The sequence below is a fragment of the Collinsella aerofaciens genome (assembly GCF_040915425.1).
GTDB classification, from domain to species: domain Bacteria; phylum Actinomycetota; class Coriobacteriia; order Coriobacteriales; family Coriobacteriaceae; genus Collinsella; species Collinsella aerofaciens_BW.
Genome location: NZ_JBCPDN010000004.1, coordinates 3,160 through 19,461, shown reverse-complemented (window position 1 = coordinate 19,461; position 16,302 = coordinate 3,160). Strand labels below are relative to the sequence as shown.

The window sequence follows — 16,302 nt, the reverse complement described above, 5'->3', positions numbered from 1 at the left end:
TAAATTAATAACCCGCAAGCGGACATGGCTCAGTTGGTAGAGCACAACCTTGCCAAGGTTGGGGTCGCGGGTTCGAGCCCCGTTGTCCGCTCCATTGCATTTCCGGACCGTTTAGGCGGTCCTTTTTCGGCGAAGTGGCCAAGTGGTAAGGCAGAGGCCTGCAAAGCCTTTACCCCCGGTTCGAATCCGGGCTTCGCCTCCAGGCAACATCCGGGCGCTCCGGCGCCCGTTTTGTTTTACATATGCGGACATGGCTCAGTTGGTAGAGCACAACCTTGCCAAGGTTGGGGTCGCGGGTTCGAGCCCCGTTGTCCGCTCCAACTATCTTACGCGGTTCTAACGAACCGCGTTTTTTGTTGACGCTGCGCGGGCCCCGGACACCCCATCTTGCCCCTCAATCGTCGGTCGCGTACATAAAGTACGCTTCCCTCCTCTTTCTCGGCAACCTGGGGCACCCGGAGCCCGCTCACTGTCGTGGCCGGGAAAGTGGGTCTTCCGTTCTTTTCACTAATCGGTCGATTCGTCCCAGGAGGCTTGAACCCGAGAGGGGTCGAGCATTTTGGGTCGTGGCTGTGGCGTTGTTTGCCGCGGATGTCCGCTTTGGGCGTATCATCGTGGGCATCTCGCAAAACCTCGTTGCAAGGGAGACTTATCCCATGGCTACAGAAAAGTCCTCTTCGCGCTCATGGATGTCCGATGCCGCGATCTATCAGATCTACCCGCGCTCGTTTAAGGATTCGACTGGTTCGGGTCTGGGCGATATCGCGGGCATTACCCAGAAGATGGACTATCTTGAGCGGCTGGGTATCGAGGCCATCTGGCTGAGCCCGTTTTACCCATCGCCTCTTGTCGATGGTGGCTATGATGTGGCGGACTACTGCGATGTCGATCCACGTCTCGGCTCGCTTGACGACTTTGATGATATGATCGCTGCGGCTCACGCGCGCGGCATCAAGGTCATCGTCGACATCGTGCCCAACCATTCATCCAGCCAGCACCCCTGGTTCAAAGCCGCTCTTGCCGCCGGCCCCGGATCGCCCGAGCGCGCCCGTTATATCTTCCGCGATGGTCGCGGCGAGCATGGCGAGCTGCCTCCCACCAATTGGAATGCCAACTTTGGCGGCCCCGCATGGACGCGTGTTGCGGATGGTCAGTGGTATCTGCACATGTTTACGCCCGAGCAGCCGGACTTTGACTGGTCATGCCCTGAGGTTCACGCGCTCTTTTGCGACGTCCTGGCGTTTTGGAGCGATCGAGGCGTCGACGGCTTTCGCATTGATGTGGCGCAGGGTCTCGCCAAGGATCTCGACCGCGATGACCTCGACCGGTGGCATCTCGCCGAGGGCGATGACATGGTTGACGACGGCACCCACCCGCTGTGGGACCGCAATGAGGTCCACGAGATCTATCGCGAGTGGCGCCGCGTGTTCGATCGCTATAATCCGCCGCGCAGTGCCGTTGCCGAGGCATGGGTGCTGCCCGAGCGCCAGTATCTCTACGCGCGTCCCAGCGAGCTTGGCCAGACATTCAACTTTGAGTTTGCCAAGGCCACTTGGACCTATGATGACATGCACACTGCAATCGAGAAGGGCTTGAAGGCAGCCGTCGAATCCGATTCCGCCTCGACCTGGGTACTCTCCAACCACGACGTGCCGCGCGTGGCGACACGCTATGCCCTGCCGCAAATCAAGGCGACGCGCTACCACCAGATTGCGCTCGACTGGCTCTTACGCGACGGGTCGTCTTATGACGAGGACCGTGAACTCGGCGAGCGCCGCGCGCGGGCGGCCCTTTTGCTTGAACTGTCGCTTCCGGGCTCGGCATACGTGTATCAGGGTGAGGAGCTCGGCCTTTTTGAGGTGGCTGATATCCCGTGGGCTGCACTCGAAGACCCTACTGCGACCAATACGCACGGACCGAAGCGTGAGAAGGGGCGCGACGGCTGTCGTGTGCCCCTGCCGTGGGTGGCGGCGGACGATCCCGCGCATGGCGGATCGTTTGGGTTTTCGCCGGCAGACGCCGATGCGGCGCCCCATCTGCCGCAGCCTGCATGGTTTTCCGATTATGCTGCCGATAGGGAAGAAGTGGACCCGACATCGATGCTTGCGCTCTATCGTGACGCCCTCTGGCTGCGGCGCAAGCTGCGCGGGTGCGCCAACGATCTTGCGTGGCTCGATCTTGACGGGCGCACCGGTCTTGCGGATGGTGCCGAGGGCGCTGAGGGCGGCGTCATCGCCTATCGCCGCGATAACGGCTGGGCGTGTGTGACGAACTTCGGTGCAGCACCCGTGGAGCTGCCGGCGGGCAGGGTCCTGCTCACCTCATCACCGCTTGCAGACGGCAGGCTCGCACAGGACAGCTCTGCCTGGATCATGCTCGGTGAGATGTAGGGGCATCTCGCTGCGAGCCTGCGTTTGTCCACGCCTTTCGTGACGACTGATGTCCTCGCGAGAGCGTCGCAAAACTTTTTAAAAAAAGTTCTTGCATTTGGGTGGATCATCCCGTATATTAAATCCTCGCAGGCGGACATGGCTCAGTTGGTAGAGCACAACCTTGCCAAGGTTGGGGTCGCGGGTTCGAGCCCCGTTGTCCGCTCCATTTGGGCGTTTAGCTCAGGGGGAGAGCGCTTCCCTGACACGGAAGAGGTCAGAAGTTCAAATCTTCTAACGCCCACCAAATGTTCGCAGCTCAGAGGCTATGTCCTCTGGGCTGTTTTTGTTTTGCCACCAAGCACGCCGCCAAATAAGCCACCAAATATTGATCCAAGGTCTGTACGCGATGGTCTTCGCGTCCCGTAGAGGTGCCGGCAGATTGCATACGTCCTGGCCGATCGTGACCGCAACATGTTGGTCAAGCACAATCTTTTGGATTCTTTTGGCGTGAGCGGCTTGGTTTTGGTAGGATTTGTCAGCGGCTTGACTAAGGGGGTTTTATAACTGCTATGCAGGTAGCCGTGTTGGTAACGTTTTACCGACTTGCCAAGAACCCCTCATTTTTAATGCGTCTGCAAAATGACTAATTGCTTTGACCTGCTGAAACACTATATGTTGTGTTTGACCTAAAAAAAGAATACAGGATATAGATGCGTCTTTGTCGTATGATAGATGGCGGACAGAGAACGAAGACCTTAACTGCCTCTTTTGAACGTGTCCTTGAGCCGCTTGATCGGCTCCAGGGAATGTCCGCATGGAGGCTTATGGTTTATCGAGAACACAGATTGCGCGACGGCGCCGCAAGACAGGGGCAAGCCCTGCCGGGTATCGTTTGGCTCTGAAGCGCGATGAGGCTACGATGCGAAAGAGGCAAGAGGATGAAGATCATCAAGCGCAGCGGCACCGAGGTTGTCTTTGACATCGATAAGATCGTCAATGCGATTCGCGCCGCCAACTTGGAGGTCGAGGAGAGCTCTCGTCTAACCGACCGCCAGGTGGTTTATGCGGCGCAAAACGTCGCCGAGGCATGCGAGAACGCGGGCCACACCGTTTCGGTCGAGGAGATCCAGGATTTGGTCGAGGACGAGATCATGCGTCTCGACTGCTACGAGGTTGCCCGCCACTACATCATCTATCGCTATGTTCAGAGCCTGAAGCGCCAGAAGAACACGACCGATGACAAGATCCTGTCGTTGATTGAGTGCAATAACGAAGAGGTCAAGCAGGAGAACTCCAACAAGAACCCGACCGTCAACTCCGTTCAGCGCGACTATATGGCTGGCGAGATCTCCAAGGACCTGACCCAGCGTGTGCTGCTGCCCCAGGAGATTGTGGATGCTCACAATGAGGGTCTGATCCACTTCCATGATTCGGACTACTTTGCCCAGCACATGCATAACTGCGACCTGGTGAACCTGGAGGATATGCTCCAGAACGGTACTGTTATCTCGGGTACGCTGATTGAGAAGCCGCACAGCTTCTCGACCGCCTGCAACATCGCGACGCAGATTATCGCCCAGGTTGCTTCCTCCCAGTACGGTGGCCAGTCGATTTCGCTGACCCATCTTGCCCCGTTCGTCGAAGTGAGCCGTCAAAAGATTCGCGGCGAGGTCGCCCGCGAGCTCGAGGAGCTCGGCGTTTCCGCATCTCCCGAAAAGGTCCGCGAGGTTGTTGAGGATCGCCTGCGCGATGAGATTCGTCGCGGCGTCCAGACGATTCAGTATCAGGTCGTGACCCTTATGACCACCAATGGCCAGGCGCCGTTCGTGACGGTCTTTATGTATCTTAACGAGGCCCGTACGCCTCAGGAGAAGCACGACCTTGCCATGATCGTGGAGGAGACGCTTCGCCAGCGCTACGAGGGCGTTAAGAACGAGGCCGGCGTTTGGATTACCCCGGCATTCCCCAAGCTCATCTATGTACTCGAGGACGATAACGTTCACGAGGATTCCCCGTACTTCTACCTGACCCAGCTGGCTGCCAAGTGCACCGCCAAGCGCATGGTTCCCGACTACATCTCCGAGAAGAAGATGCGCGAGCTCAAGCTGTCGAAGGGCGAGACCGCCGGCAACGGCGACTGCTATACCTGCATGGGCTGCCGCAGCTTCTTGACGCCCGACCGCTCGGGCAACGGCTTTAACAACGTTGCCAACGCGCTGAACTACGACCCGAACAAGCCCAAGTACTATGGTCGCTTTAACCAGGGCGTCGTGACCATCAACCTGCCTGATGTCGCGCTGAGCTCGCATCAGGACATGGACAAGTTCTGGAAGATCTTCGACGAGCGCCTTGAGCTGTGCCACCGCGCCCTGCTGTGCCGTCATGAGCGTCTGATGGGTACGCTTTCTGACGCCGCACCGATTCTTTGGCAGTACGGTGCCCTCGCCCGCCTGAAGAAGGGCGAGACGATCGATAAGCTGCTCGTGGGCGGTTACTCCACCATTAGTCTGGGTTATGCCGGCTTGTATGAGTGCGTCAAGTACATGACGGGCCACAGCCACACCGAGAAGGAGGGCACGCCCTTTGCCATGGCCGTCATGCAGCGCATGAACGACAAGTGCGCCGAGTGGAAGGCCGAAAGCGATATTGACTTCTCGCTGTACGGTACCCCGCTTGAGTCGACGACCTACAAGTTCGCTAAGTGCCTGCAGCGTCGTTTTGGCATCATCCCGGGCGTGACGGACAAGGGCTACATCACCAACAGCTACCACGTCCACGTGTCCGAGGAGATCGACGCATTCGACAAGCTCAAGTTCGAGGGTATGTTCCAGCAGCTTTCGCCGGGCGGTGCCATCTCCTACGTTGAGGTTCCCAACATGCAGGACAACCTCAAGGCTGTCATTCGCGTGATGCAGTACATCTACGACAACATCATGTATGCCGAGCTCAACACCAAGAGCGACTACTGCCAGGTGTGCGGCTACGACGGCGAGATCAAGATTGTCGAGGATGACGGCAAGCTGGTGTGGGAGTGCCCCAATTGCGGCAATCGTGACCAGGAGAAGATGAATGTCGCCCGTCGCACGTGCGGTTACATCGGTACCCAGTTCTGGAACCAGGGTCGAACCGAGGAGATCCGCGACCGCGTGCTGCATCTCTAATACCGCTCCGGGGCTGAACCGAGAGGGCCGCTTGGGCATTTGCTCGCTATTTCGGACAGTCCTGCGCAAGACGAAGGCCACATTAAGTGGCCTTCTTTGCGTGCGGAACTCATATCGAGCAAATGCCCAAGCGGCCCTCTCGGTTCAGCCAAGTTGACGTAGCTGAGATGCAGCGCGCGGCCTGCTCGCTCCTCGAAGTTCTTAGCGGAAATAATTCGAGCTGCAGCTGCGATTTACTTGCGATAGCGGTTGAGCTGCAACAAAGTTTTTATTGGACTTCGAACCCCATACTCGATGTTCGCTTCGTTCATTGAGTTACCCTTTGCATGAGGCCGGGACATATCGTCCCGCCCGCAGTTTCGCAGGCCGAAGGCCGAGAATGTTTGAGGACGGGATGATATGTCCCGGCCTCCCGGGAGAGTTACCTATGAATTACGCGAACATTAAGTATTTCGATATTGCTGATGGGGAAGGCGTTCGTACTTCTCTGTTTGTGAGCGGGTGCCGTCGTGGGTGCAAGAACTGCTTTAACTCTGTTGCGTGGGACTTTGCTGCGGGCGAGCCCTTTGATCGCGCCGTCGAGGACAAGATTATCGAGAGCCTCGACCATCCCTTTATCGATGGTCTGACGATTTTGGGCGGCGAGCCTATGGAACCTGAGAATCAGGCGGGGCTCGTTGATTTCATTGAGCGTGTTCGCGCTGCCTATCCCGCGGGGTCGGGCAAGACCATTTGGTGCTTTACCGGCGACGTGCTCGAGGAGCTTATGCCGGGTGGCCGTCATCATACCGAGGTGACGGACCGTATCCTGGCCTGCCTCGACATGTTGGTGGACGGCCCGTTCGTTCAGGATCTGTACGATATCTCATTGCGCTTTAGGGGCTCGAGTAACCAGCGTGTGATCGATATGAACGCCACGCGCGCCCGTGCTGTGCGCGAGGGCGTTGCGCTTTGCGACGCTGTGGAGCTTTGGCGGGACGATCCGGTCTATTCGACCCATACTATGTAGCTTGTGGCCGATGCCAAAGGGCGTGGTACCATAGCGCGAACGCAAAATCGGAAAAGTGAGGCCCAGATGGTCGATCAGGAAAAAGTCGAGGCCGCCATTAAGCTGTTGCTTGAGGGCATAGGCGAGGACCCAACTCGTGAGGGCCTGCTGGAGACCCCGGCGCGCGTTGCCCGTATGTATGGTGAGATCGCCGGCGGTATGGACCAGAGTGCCGAGGAGCACCTGTCCAAAACCTTTGCCGTCGCTTCGAACGATTTGGTTATCGAGCGCGACATCACGTTCTACTCGCTGTGCGAGCACCATCTGCTGCCGTTTTATGGCAAGGCCGCCATTGGCTATATCCCTAACGGTCGGGTGGCTGGGCTTTCCAAACTCGCCCGCACGGTTGAGGTTTATGCCCGCCGTCTGCAGCTGCAGGAGCAGCTGTGTGCGCAGGTTGCCGACGCTCTCATGGATTATCTCGCTCCCCAGGGAGCGATTGTGCTCATGGAAGCCGAGCATATGTGCATGACCATGCGCGGCGTGCAAAAGCCCGGCACCAAGACCGTGACGCTCGCTCGCCGCGGCGTCTTTGAGACTGATCCCGCGCTCGAGGAGCGGTTCTTTAGGATGCTGGGCCGTTAGCATGAGGGTCGTCAACGACTTTACATCGAAGACCGATGAGGGGACGTCGCGTCGCGGCTTTATGGCTTCGGGCTTGGCTCCCTTTGGTGCCATGCCTCGCATTGATTACATTTGCGCCAACGGGCTGTTCCGGCGCCACCTGGGTAACATTGCACAGTTGGAATCGGGGCGCATCTTCTGCCGCCACGGTATTGACCATCTTCTCGATGTCGCTCGCATTATGTGGATCAAGAATCTCGAGGAACAGCTCGAATTTGACCGTGAGGTCATCTACGCCACGGCACTTCTTCACGATATCGGCAAAGATGAACAGTATGAATCGGGTATATCCCATGATGTTGCAAGCGAACGCGTCGCTGATGCGATTCTCGGCGGTATGCCCGATGATGTGGCGTTTGAGCCGGCCGATGCCGCAGCCATTAAGACGGCCATTCTGGGCCATCGAAAGCTGCGTGTGAACAGCCAACCGCTTGAGCGTCTGCTCTATGCAGCCGACAAAGCGTCGCGCGCCTGCTTTGCATGCCCCGCGCGCAATGCTTGCAACTGGAGCGATGATAAAAAGAACCTGTCGATTCGCGTGTAGTTAGTTTGCGCGGTCGGGGTTCTAAACGAAGGAGACGATCGCGATGAGCAACAAGAAACTGCCCGAGAATGCAACCAAGACTGAAGGCGCCGAGCTCGCCCGCCGTGGAAGGGGCGAAATATCCACCGCAACGGCGGTGCCCCACGTGAGTTATGACGATCTGCGCCATGCTGACCGCATTACTATCGACGGTCTCGAGGTCTTTGCCAACCACGGCGTGTATCCCGAAGAGAATGCGCTGGGCCAGAAGTTCATCGTGTCCTTGGTGCTCTATGCCGACCTGCGTGCAGCGGGGGAGCACGATAACCTGGACGCTTCGATTGACTACGGCTCGGTGTGCCACGATGTCGATGGCTATCTGCGCGAGCATACGTTTAAACTCATCGAGGCGGCAGCCGAGGGTGTGGCCCAGATGCTGCTGCGTCGTTACCCCTTGCTGCTTGGCGTGCGTGTTAAGCTCGATAAGCCTTGGGCTCCCGTCGGTCTTTCCCTGGCAAGCTGCGGCGTCGAGATCGAGCGCGTGCGCTAGTCGACGCTAGAGCTTGTTGAGGGGCGGCTGCTTGAGCCGCTGCGACAGAGCTCTATTGTTGGGGCAGTATGTGTCGAGCAGGACGTGAAACCGCTGATTGTGGCTTGGCTCGAGCAGGTGGACGAGCTCGTGGGCGACAACCATGCCGAGACACTCGATGGGATAGGCGGCAAGTTCGCGTGCGATGCGAATGGCGCCGGTTTTGGGCGTGCACGAGCCCCAGCGCGTTTTCATGCTGCGCACGGAAACGCGGGAAACGGCGACACCCATTGCGATTTCGTATGCGTGCACAATATCGCGCAGTGCCGATGTGACCTCGGACGTATAGAGCTGGTCAATATGGGCTTGGATCTCGCTGGGCGTTAAGCCGTCGAGGGTCGCGTTCCACTTGGTCTGCGGACGTTCGTCTGGCTCGTCGGTACCCATAAAGCTTGCGAACGTGGCTTGTTTGGGCCGCGGTGCGGGTGATGCGAAGTTGTGGTCGAGTGCATCCTGAACGGTGATGGGCTTGCCCCAAAGTGCAATGATGGACGAGGGACTGAGTGACTCTCGCGCCGTCGCCTGACGTTGCTCACGCTGGGCAAGTCGGCTGATAATCCAGGCGCTGTTGCGCTTCACAAACGCTTCGATACGCTCGCGGCTGGCGCCGAGCGGCGCGCTGGCGTGGACCTCACCGCTCGATGTGACGCGTAGGTTGAAGTTCTTGACGCGCTTTTTGGTAACGACGACGGGGATGGGCGTCCCATCCGGTCGGGGTACGGAAATCGTAAACTGCTGCGTCAAAAGCGGTCCTTCAGATTGGGGACGGGCCGGCATGTCGACCGTTCGGCATGCCGGCCCGCTCAAGGGATGTGAAATTAATAACGCTCAAAGAAGGCAAGCGCGTTGTCGCTGCAGAGCTTCTGCATCACGGTCTTGCCAAAGTGCTTGGAGAGCATGTTCTGGAACTCGGGCATCTTGCTGGCGTCGGAGAGGAAAGCGGGCACCGCGGCACCGTCCCAGTCGCCGCCGAGCGCGATGACATTTTCGCCACCCAGGTCAAGCCAGTGCTCGATATGTGCCGCCAGCTGGTCGAAGGTGACGCCTGCGGCTGTCTTGTCGGTTGCGTCGTTGGATAGGAACTCGCTGCAGTAGTTGAGGCCGACGATGCCACCCATGTCGCGAATGGTGCGGAACTGGTCGTCGGTAAGGTTGCGCTTAACGCCGCAAACTGCGCGGGAGTTGGAGTGGCTGGCGACGAAGGGGCGCGTGGCGTGGGCGACAACCTCGTCAAAGCACTCATCGTTGAGGTGGGAGACGTCGAGCACCATGCCGGCGTGCTCCATCTGCGTAAGCGCCTCGATGCCGGCGGCGGTGAGGCCGGCGTGGGTGTCGTGGCCGCTCGCGAGCGGTCCCTGCGCGTTCCAGCTGAGTGATGACATGAGTACGCCCAAGCTCTTGAGCACCTCGATCAGCGCGGGGTCCTCGGCAAAGAACGTGGCGTTTTCGATGGTGTGGATGCAGGCGACCTTGCCATCTTTGAGCGCAGGGCGAATGTCTGCCGCGCTGCGTACGTTGACCATGCGGTCGTGGTTGAGCATTGCCTGGCCGCTCATGTGCGCCATGATCTGCGCCTGGAAGCGCGCGGCGTGGGCGGTGGGAATCTCGTCGGGGACAAACGTGGCGAAGCACTGTGCCCACGGCGTGTTGCCGATCTTTGCGAGCGAGATGGCGCAGGCGTTGCCCTCGATGAGGTCGAAATCTTGCGGATGCGTTTCGTCGCCGGGGAAATAACCGTCGGTGCCGGCGGTAAAGCGCAGGTCGAGATCGAGCGTGGCCCAGCCGATGCGGTCGGCGGTGTCGCAGTGTAGGTCAAATACGGGATATGCCATGGTTCCTCCGGTTGCAGCGTTTCTTTGCAAACTGTCATTGAATTGTATGACTAGGGTATAGTTAGCGCCATATGTTCATGGCGGCCCGTGTTGTGCGCCGCCCTTATTACGGAGGTTACCATGTCCAACCAGGGCAAGAAGGTCAAGACCCATTATCGCGGCACGCTCGATGACGGCACGCAGTTCGATAGCTCCTACGATCGCGGCGAGCCGCTGGAGTTCACCTGCGGCGCCGGTCAGATGATCAAGGGCTTCGACGCCGCTGTTGTCGACATGCAGGTGGGCGAGAAGAAGACCGTGCACATTCCTGCTGCCGATGCCTACGGCGAGCACAATCCCGAGATGGTTATTACCTTCCCGGCCGAGCAGGTTCCCAACATCGAGCAGATCGAGAAGGGCATGAAGCTCTTCCTGTCCACGCCGAGCGGCATGCCTGTCCCCGCCGTCGTCATCGACGTAACGCCCGAGGCTGTGACGCTCGATGCCAACCACGAGCTTGCCGGCAAGGACCTCAACTTTGATATCGAGCTCGTCGAGGTCGAGGGTTAGAGCATGCCTGAGCGCTTGGTTTCGACGACATGCTTGGGAAATCTCAACGATCCGTCCTATGAACTTCTGCTTCGCCGGAAGCTGGGCGGCGTCTTTGAAGTTGACGAGCTACTGCTCGATTGGGACCAGGCTGATGTATGCGCGTTTGTGGGCGTGACGGAGCTGGGGCGCACGGTCGATGTTCGGCTGGATACTGCCGACGGCGGTCGTTTTGTCGACGGCGACGTGCTCGCCGTCGACCGTTCGGGCGTGGTGCCCGTGGCGGTTGTCGTGCGCCTGCGCAGCGCCGAGGTTTATTTGGTCGAAGTTGACCGCATGGACCCGATTGCGCTCGCGCATGCGTGCTGGGAGATCGGCAATATGCATGCGCCGCTTTTTCGAGGCGATTCGGACGAGTATACCGTGCGCATGTATACGCCGGTGCAGCCTGTTTTGGGCCGCATGCTCCGGGGCGTCGAGGGCGTTCGGCTCTCGACGGTTACCCGTGAACTCGATTCGGACCGGCGCTTTGCGTCGAGTGCGGCGGATGCCGTTGTGAGTATGGCACCAGACTTTACGATCGTAAAGAAGGCGCGCGGTTAACGTGCGTATAAGTAAGGCGGACTTTGAGAGACAACTATTCAAAGTCCGCCTTTCTGTTGATGAGATGCTGTGGGGGAGCATATGGGTCTTGAAGGAATCAAGCTGATTGCATGCGATTTGGACGGCACGTTGCTGCATCCGGGGGAGCGCGAGCCGCGTTCCGAGGCCTTTGAGCTCATCGATGAGCTGCATCGTCGCGGTATCGTGTTTATGCCGGCGAGCGGCCGTCAATATGCGAGCTTGCGCTATCTGTTTGCCCCGGTGGCCGATGAGCTCGCCTATGTATGCGAAAACGGAGCCCTGGTGATGAGCGAGGGACGTGCCGTTGTCAAGCGTTCCATGGAGCGTAGCCTTGCTATGGATATCGCGAATGCCGTGGTTGCGTATCCCCATGCCGACGTGACCCTTTCGTGTGAGGGACACCTCTACACCATGAGCGGCAACGATGCGTTCGTCGATCATTTGCGCTATGAGGTCCACTGCGATGTGGCGGTGGTCGCCCGCCCCGAGGACATCGACGAGGACGTCATTAAGATTGCCTTCCAGACGCCCGAGGTGGATCAGCCGGCGGCCCTGGAGTATTTTGAGCGCCTCTTTAGCGACCGTGTTGACGTGATGACGTCGGGAACCGAATGGACGGACTTTATCGGTTTCGGTTCGGGCAAGGGCTCCGCGCTTGCCGATTACGGTCGTGCCCTGGGTATTTCGCCCGATGAGATGATGGCGTTTGGCGACAATGAGAACGATCGCGACATGCTCAACGTCGTGGGCCATCCCTATCTGATGGAGAGCTGCAACCCCTCTATGCGTGGCATTAACGACCGCGTCCGCTACGTGCGCACGGTCGAAGAAGAGCTGCGTCGTCTACTTGCTGAGTAGACATTTGGGACATGTCTAGGAATCTACTTTTTGCTGCAAAGTGCGGAAAGGTGGATTTTAAGGCATGTTCCAAACATCTACCGGCAGTCGGGGCAGAGACCCTCGAAGATGGTGTAGTGCGACGTGACGTGCCAGCCGATTTGCTCGGACGCTTTGGCGTCGAGCTGGGCATCGAAGGGGAGCGGTACGTCGATGACGCGGCTGCATGAGGTGCAGATGATATGTGCGTGCGGCTCGATCGTGCGATCGAAGCGGCTGCCGCCCGGCGTCTTGATGGAGAGGATCTCGCCGGCGTCGGCCAAGAGATTGAGGTTGCGGTAGACCGTACCGCGGCTGATTTTGTCATCCTGCGCGCGCACGACGTTGTAGATTTCGTCGGCGGTGGGATGGTTGTAGCTTTGGCGCACGGCGTCAAGAACCAGCTTTCGCTGCTTGGTATTCCTTCTTTGCACCGCCATGCGCCTCGCCTCTTTTCTATCAACGGTCGTAGGTAAATGATACCGTATTTAGCACACAATACTAATAATGAGGACTGAAACCGTCTTCATTGGCAAGTGGGGCTCGGGCCTGGGCATCTACAAGGCGAAAACGCGTTCCCATGCGCTCGTAGGAGGCATGAAGTGCCTCGAGATGAGATAGGATGTCTGCCGGAGCTCCCTGTATCTCCATCTCGACTGAGCCGTCTTCCATGTTACGCACCCAGCCGGTGAGTGCGCGTGCCTGCGCGAGGTTGGTGTTGGTAAAGCGAAAACCAACGCCTTGGACTTGCCCCGCCCAGCGCAGGAAATAACGCAGGGGAGTGTCTTGAGTGGCCTCGTCGCTTACAAGCACGGTAAGCCTGCGGCGCAGCTCGAGCTCGACGTTTGACGGTTTTTGAGGCTCTCGACTGCCGCCGGTGACGCTGGAGAAGAACGTATCGAAGAGGCCCATCGCTATGCCTGCTTGCCTGCGTCGGCCGGGAAGGTTATGCCGGCCTGCTGACGCACGGCATCCATGATGCGTAGTGAGACGAGCGTGACATCGCGGTAGTGGCCAAGCTCGTGGCGTCCCGCCGGGGTCTCCCAAATCTCTTCCTTGACGTTATCGATGCCGCCGATGGCGGTGATAAAGTCTGTGAGTTCGTATTCCATGGTGTTGCTCGATTTGGGCAGGTCGAGCACGCGGCCGTTGTCGCCCTGTTCGCGCGGCGCCTCGGTCGCCGAGCCGCGTACGACGTCGCCGCGATAGTCGATGCGGACGTTGCGGGGCGTTGACAGATGGTCAATCTGGATAGTGCCACGCTCGCCTTCGATCTGCGAGGGCAGTAGGTCATTCGTAATTTTGGAGTGCGCGAGCTCGACGGAGATGCGGCCTCCGCCATAGCTGGCGAGGATGGAACCGCAGCCGTCGATGGGGCCGTGCGTGAGCTGTCGCGTGGTGGGGTCGAGCAGAGTAGTCATGCTCGTAAGGCCGGAGGGCATGCCGAAAATCTCGACCATGGGCTCGACGGCGTAGACGCCAATGTCCATGAGGGAACCCGATGCCATATTGCAGTCGAAGATATTGGTGGCGCGTCCCGCGAGAATCTCGTTGTAGCGCGAGGAATACTTGCCAAAGCGCAATGAGGCACGGCGGATGGGGGCGATCTCGCCCAGGGCGTCCTCGATGGCGTGGAAGGCGTGATCGTGGAGGGGACGCATGGCCTCGAGGGCCACGACACCTGCTGCCTCGGCAGCGCGGAAGACTTCCAGCGCCTGCGCTTCGGTGGCGCAGAAGGGTTTCTCGACGATGACGTGCTTGCCACCGGCGATGCAGGCAAGGGCCTGCTCGTAGTGAAGTGCGTTAGGGCTGCCGATATAGACGGCGTCGACGTCGGCGGCGGACGCGAGCTCATCAAGTGCGGTGAAGTTACGCTCGCCACCGCGCTCGGCGGTAAAGGCAGCACCGCGATTGGCATCGCGCGAGAGCGTGCCCACAAACGCGGCTTGGTCGTTGGCGTTGACGACTTGGATAAAGTCGTCGGTAATCATGGATGTGCCGATGGTCGCTATACGCAGCATGTGTCCCCCTTGCGTTGTTTGGCCTACAGGACGAGTGTAGCGCGGGAGGACACAAAAGCGTGCGAAAACGCCGTTACAGGTCGCTCTCGTTAAAGCCGGTGTCGATATCGAGGTTGCTGCCGTCGGCCGCCGTGGTGGCAAGCTCATCGCAGCGCTCGTTGAGCTCGTGGCCGGCGTGACCCTTAACCCAGATGAACTCAACCTTGTGCTTGCTTTTGGCGGTGAGTAGGCGCTCCCACAGATCGCGGTTCTTAACGGGCTGCTTGTTGGCGGTTTTCCATCCGCGCTTTTTCCAGCCGTCGATCCAGTGCTTGTTAAAGGCGTTGACGACGTACTGCGAATCGGAATGGACCTCGACCTCGCAGGGGCGGTTAAGTGCCTCGAGCGCCACGATGACCGCCATGAGCTCCATGCGGTTGTTGGTGGTCTTGGCGTAGCCGCGCGAAAGCTCGGAGGTGAAGGTCTTGCCGGCGGGATTGGTGTATTTGAGCACGGCACCGTATCCGCCGCGTCCCGGATTTGATCGGGCCGAGCCGTCGGTATAGATGATGACCTTCACATGGTTCCTTTCGTTGGGTACGTTTCGTGTGAGTGACCATTGTAGCGCCGCGTTCGCCGAGGGCTAGCAATCTACCATATCTACCCCGTCCTCTGATGGCTGGTTTTCTTGGATGATGCGGTCGAGCTCGTCGAGGTATTGCTGCAACAGGGGAGAGGCCTTGCGTTCATCGTGCATGATATAGCCTACGTGCATCGTCGGGGCATCTGCCAGCGGAATCGATGCCATGCCCCATTGCATTTCGTTTGAGAGCACGCCGGTGGAGAGCGTGTAGCCGTTCGAGGTGATCAGCAGGTTGGTGAGCGTGCCGCGGTCAGAGACTCGAATATTGCGATCGCAGGGGATGTAGCTAAACGGCTCCTCGGCGTAATAGAAGGAGTTTGAGGTTCCCTGCTCAAAGCTGTAGCGCGTATAGGGCGTAAGGTCGGCAAGGGACAGCTGCGGGCGGCGGGCAAGCGGGTGGCGCTCACTTACGAACACGTGGACCTTTGCATCAAAGAGGTGATGGAAGCTTGCTCGGGCATCGGTAAAGGCTTTCTGTAGGACACGATCGTTAAAGTCGTCCAGATACAGGATGCCGATGTCGCTGCGAAACGCGCGGACGTCATCGATGATCTGCGACGTGGTGGTCTCGCGCATGATGAACTCGAACTTGCTGTCGCGGCAACGCTCGACCACGTTGACAAAGGCCTCGACCGAAAAGGCGTAGTGCTGGGCGGAAATGGCGAGGCGGGCTTGCGGGGTGCCGCCGTCCTCGTAGCGGGCCTCGAGCATATCGGCCTGCTCTACGACCTGGCGCGCATAGCCCAAAAGCTCGGTGCCGTCGTTGGTGAGCGTGACGCCGCGGCTGGAGCGCGTAAAGATCTCCAGGTGGAGTTCCTGCTCCAGGCTTTTGACGGCGTTTGAGATGTTGGACTGAGCGGTATAGAGGCGCTGAGCTGCGGCGTTGATTGAGCCGGACTCTGCCACGGCAATCAGAAAACGAAGCTGCTGAAGGGTCATCGGCGCCGTCCTTTCGATTGCTATCTATAAAACCGATAACAGGTTAGCGCTTTTAAGTGATTGACCGAGCGAAACAATGCTCGTACTATTCAAAACACACAAAGGCGGTAGGTAATTAAACCGACCACTGAACCGGGATGCGAAAGGAGGCCCGCATATGAATTGCTTACCAAGGCGAATGCCGGGCTCCTGTTTGCGCCCGTCGGCGTGATCAGGAGACAGCGACTTACTTCTCTCTTATTTATTTACTTTTGTTCGATCAAGGAGATCATCATGAGCCAGTTCATCAACAACCCCGAGCACACCTTTGGTTTCGATACCCTGCAGCTTCACGTTGGCCAGGAGAGCGCCGATCCCGCATCCGACTCCCGCGCCGTGCCTATCTACCAGACCACGAGCTATGTGTTCCGCAACTCCCAGCACGCCGCCGACCGCTTTGGTCTTGCCGACGCCGGTAACATCTACGGCCGTCTGACCAACTCCACCCAGGGCGTCTTCGAGGATCGTATCGCCGCACTCGAGGGTGGCGTGGCAGGTCTCGCC

At 58.8% G+C, this 16,302-nt stretch carries 17 protein-coding genes and 5 tRNA genes; 15 read left to right on the top strand and 7 right to left on the bottom strand.

Annotated elements, in window-relative coordinates:
* Positions 1–18 precede the first annotated feature (18 nt).
* The 11 genes from AB5164_RS01130 (at position 19) to folB (ending at position 8,278) form a co-directional block, all read left to right on the top strand.
* Positions 19–94, top strand: a tRNA-Gly gene (locus AB5164_RS01130).
* A gap of 34 nt (positions 95–128) precedes the next feature.
* A tRNA-Cys gene (locus tag AB5164_RS01125) sits at positions 129–202 on the top strand.
* 42 nt (positions 203–244) lie between these two features.
* Positions 245–320 (top strand) — tRNA-Gly (locus AB5164_RS01120).
* A 336-nt stretch (positions 321–656) separates the two neighbouring features.
* Complete coding sequence (locus AB5164_RS01115; RefSeq protein WP_368142246.1) at positions 657–2,390, top strand: glycoside hydrolase family 13 protein; 1,734 nt, start codon at positions 657–659, stop codon at positions 2,388–2,390.
* 132 nt (positions 2,391–2,522) lie between these two features.
* Positions 2,523–2,598: transfer RNA gene (locus AB5164_RS01110), tRNA-Gly, on the top strand.
* 3 nt (positions 2,599–2,601) lie between these two features.
* Positions 2,602–2,676 (top strand) — tRNA-Val (locus AB5164_RS01105).
* 634 nt (positions 2,677–3,310) lie between these two features.
* Positions 3,311–5,533: an anaerobic ribonucleoside-triphosphate reductase gene (gene nrdD / locus AB5164_RS01100; RefSeq protein ID WP_055309732.1), complete on the top strand. Its 2,223-nt coding sequence runs from the start codon at positions 3,311–3,313 to the stop codon at positions 5,531–5,533.
* Between the two features lie 427 nt (positions 5,534–5,960).
* Positions 5,961–6,542, top strand: a complete 582-nt coding sequence (nrdG, locus tag AB5164_RS01095; RefSeq protein WP_217749989.1) for an anaerobic ribonucleoside-triphosphate reductase activating protein — start codon at positions 5,961–5,963, stop codon at positions 6,540–6,542.
* A 66-nt stretch (positions 6,543–6,608) separates the two neighbouring features.
* Positions 6,609–7,166, top strand: a complete 558-nt coding sequence (folE, locus tag AB5164_RS01090) for a GTP cyclohydrolase I FolE (RefSeq protein ID WP_022094399.1) — start codon at positions 6,609–6,611, stop codon at positions 7,164–7,166.
* A 1-nt stretch (position 7,167) separates the two neighbouring features.
* Positions 7,168–7,749: an HD domain-containing protein gene (locus tag AB5164_RS01085; protein ID WP_171021502.1), complete on the top strand. Its 582-nt coding sequence runs from the start codon at positions 7,168–7,170 to the stop codon at positions 7,747–7,749.
* A gap of 43 nt (positions 7,750–7,792) precedes the next feature.
* Entirely contained in the window at positions 7,793–8,278 is a 486-nt protein-coding gene (gene folB / locus AB5164_RS01080; protein ID WP_368142245.1) for a dihydroneopterin aldolase, read from the top strand.
* A gap of 6 nt (positions 8,279–8,284) precedes the next feature.
* Here folB and AB5164_RS01075 read toward each other — a convergent pair whose 3' ends face one another.
* Both AB5164_RS01075 and AB5164_RS01070 read right to left on the bottom strand, forming a co-directional pair.
* Positions 8,285–9,061 carry a M48 family metallopeptidase gene (locus AB5164_RS01075; protein ID WP_368142244.1) on the bottom strand — a complete coding sequence of 259 codons (777 nt, stop codon included), beginning with the start codon at positions 9,059–9,061 and terminating at the stop codon, positions 8,285–8,287.
* Positions 9,062–9,135: 74 nt separating this feature from the next.
* Positions 9,136–10,149 (bottom strand): dipeptidase, encoded by a 1,014-nt coding sequence (locus tag AB5164_RS01070; RefSeq protein WP_368142243.1) that lies wholly within the window; start codon positions 10,147–10,149, stop codon positions 9,136–9,138.
* 120 nt (positions 10,150–10,269) lie between these two features.
* Between AB5164_RS01070 and AB5164_RS01065 the strand changes: the two genes are divergently transcribed.
* The 3 genes from AB5164_RS01065 to AB5164_RS01055 all read left to right on the top strand — a co-directional run bounded on the left by AB5164_RS01065 (position 10,270) and on the right by AB5164_RS01055 (position 12,159).
* Entirely contained in the window at positions 10,270–10,698 is a 429-nt protein-coding gene (locus tag AB5164_RS01065; protein ID WP_055286916.1) for an FKBP-type peptidyl-prolyl cis-trans isomerase, read from the top strand.
* Positions 10,699–10,701: 3 nt separating this feature from the next.
* Positions 10,702–11,280: an urease accessory protein UreE gene (locus AB5164_RS01060; protein WP_022094405.1), complete on the top strand. Its 579-nt coding sequence runs from the start codon at positions 10,702–10,704 to the stop codon at positions 11,278–11,280.
* A gap of 81 nt (positions 11,281–11,361) precedes the next feature.
* Positions 11,362–12,159 (top strand): HAD-IIB family hydrolase, encoded by a 798-nt coding sequence (locus AB5164_RS01055; protein WP_217107720.1) that lies wholly within the window; start codon positions 11,362–11,364, stop codon positions 12,157–12,159.
* A 77-nt stretch (positions 12,160–12,236) separates the two neighbouring features.
* On the opposite strand, the gene AB5164_RS01050 is transcribed toward AB5164_RS01055, so the two are convergent.
* The 5 genes from AB5164_RS01050 to AB5164_RS01030 form a co-directional block, all read right to left on the bottom strand.
* Positions 12,237–12,617, bottom strand: a complete 381-nt coding sequence (locus tag AB5164_RS01050; RefSeq protein ID WP_099431458.1) for a Fur family transcriptional regulator — start codon at positions 12,615–12,617, stop codon at positions 12,237–12,239.
* 61 nt (positions 12,618–12,678) lie between these two features.
* Positions 12,679–13,089 carry an acylphosphatase gene (locus AB5164_RS01045; RefSeq protein ID WP_368142242.1) on the bottom strand — a complete coding sequence of 137 codons (411 nt, stop codon included), beginning with the start codon at positions 13,087–13,089 and terminating at the stop codon, positions 12,679–12,681.
* 2 nt (positions 13,090–13,091) lie between these two features.
* A complete protein-coding gene (locus AB5164_RS01040) occupies positions 13,092–14,198 on the bottom strand; it encodes a Gfo/Idh/MocA family protein (RefSeq protein ID WP_271730820.1) in 1,107 nt (368 codons plus the stop codon).
* A gap of 73 nt (positions 14,199–14,271) precedes the next feature.
* Positions 14,272–14,757 carry a ribonuclease HI gene (rnhA, locus tag AB5164_RS01035; protein ID WP_117564440.1) on the bottom strand — a complete coding sequence of 162 codons (486 nt, stop codon included), beginning with the start codon at positions 14,755–14,757 and terminating at the stop codon, positions 14,272–14,274.
* Positions 14,758–14,820: 63 nt separating this feature from the next.
* Complete coding sequence (locus AB5164_RS01030) at positions 14,821–15,759, bottom strand: LysR family transcriptional regulator (RefSeq protein WP_368135931.1); 939 nt, start codon at positions 15,757–15,759, stop codon at positions 14,821–14,823.
* A 273-nt stretch (positions 15,760–16,032) separates the two neighbouring features.
* On the opposite strand from AB5164_RS01030, the gene AB5164_RS01025 reads away from it, so the two are divergent.
* Positions 16,033–16,302 (top strand): PLP-dependent transferase (locus AB5164_RS01025; protein WP_368147732.1); only part of this gene is annotated, 270 nt, incomplete at its 3' end.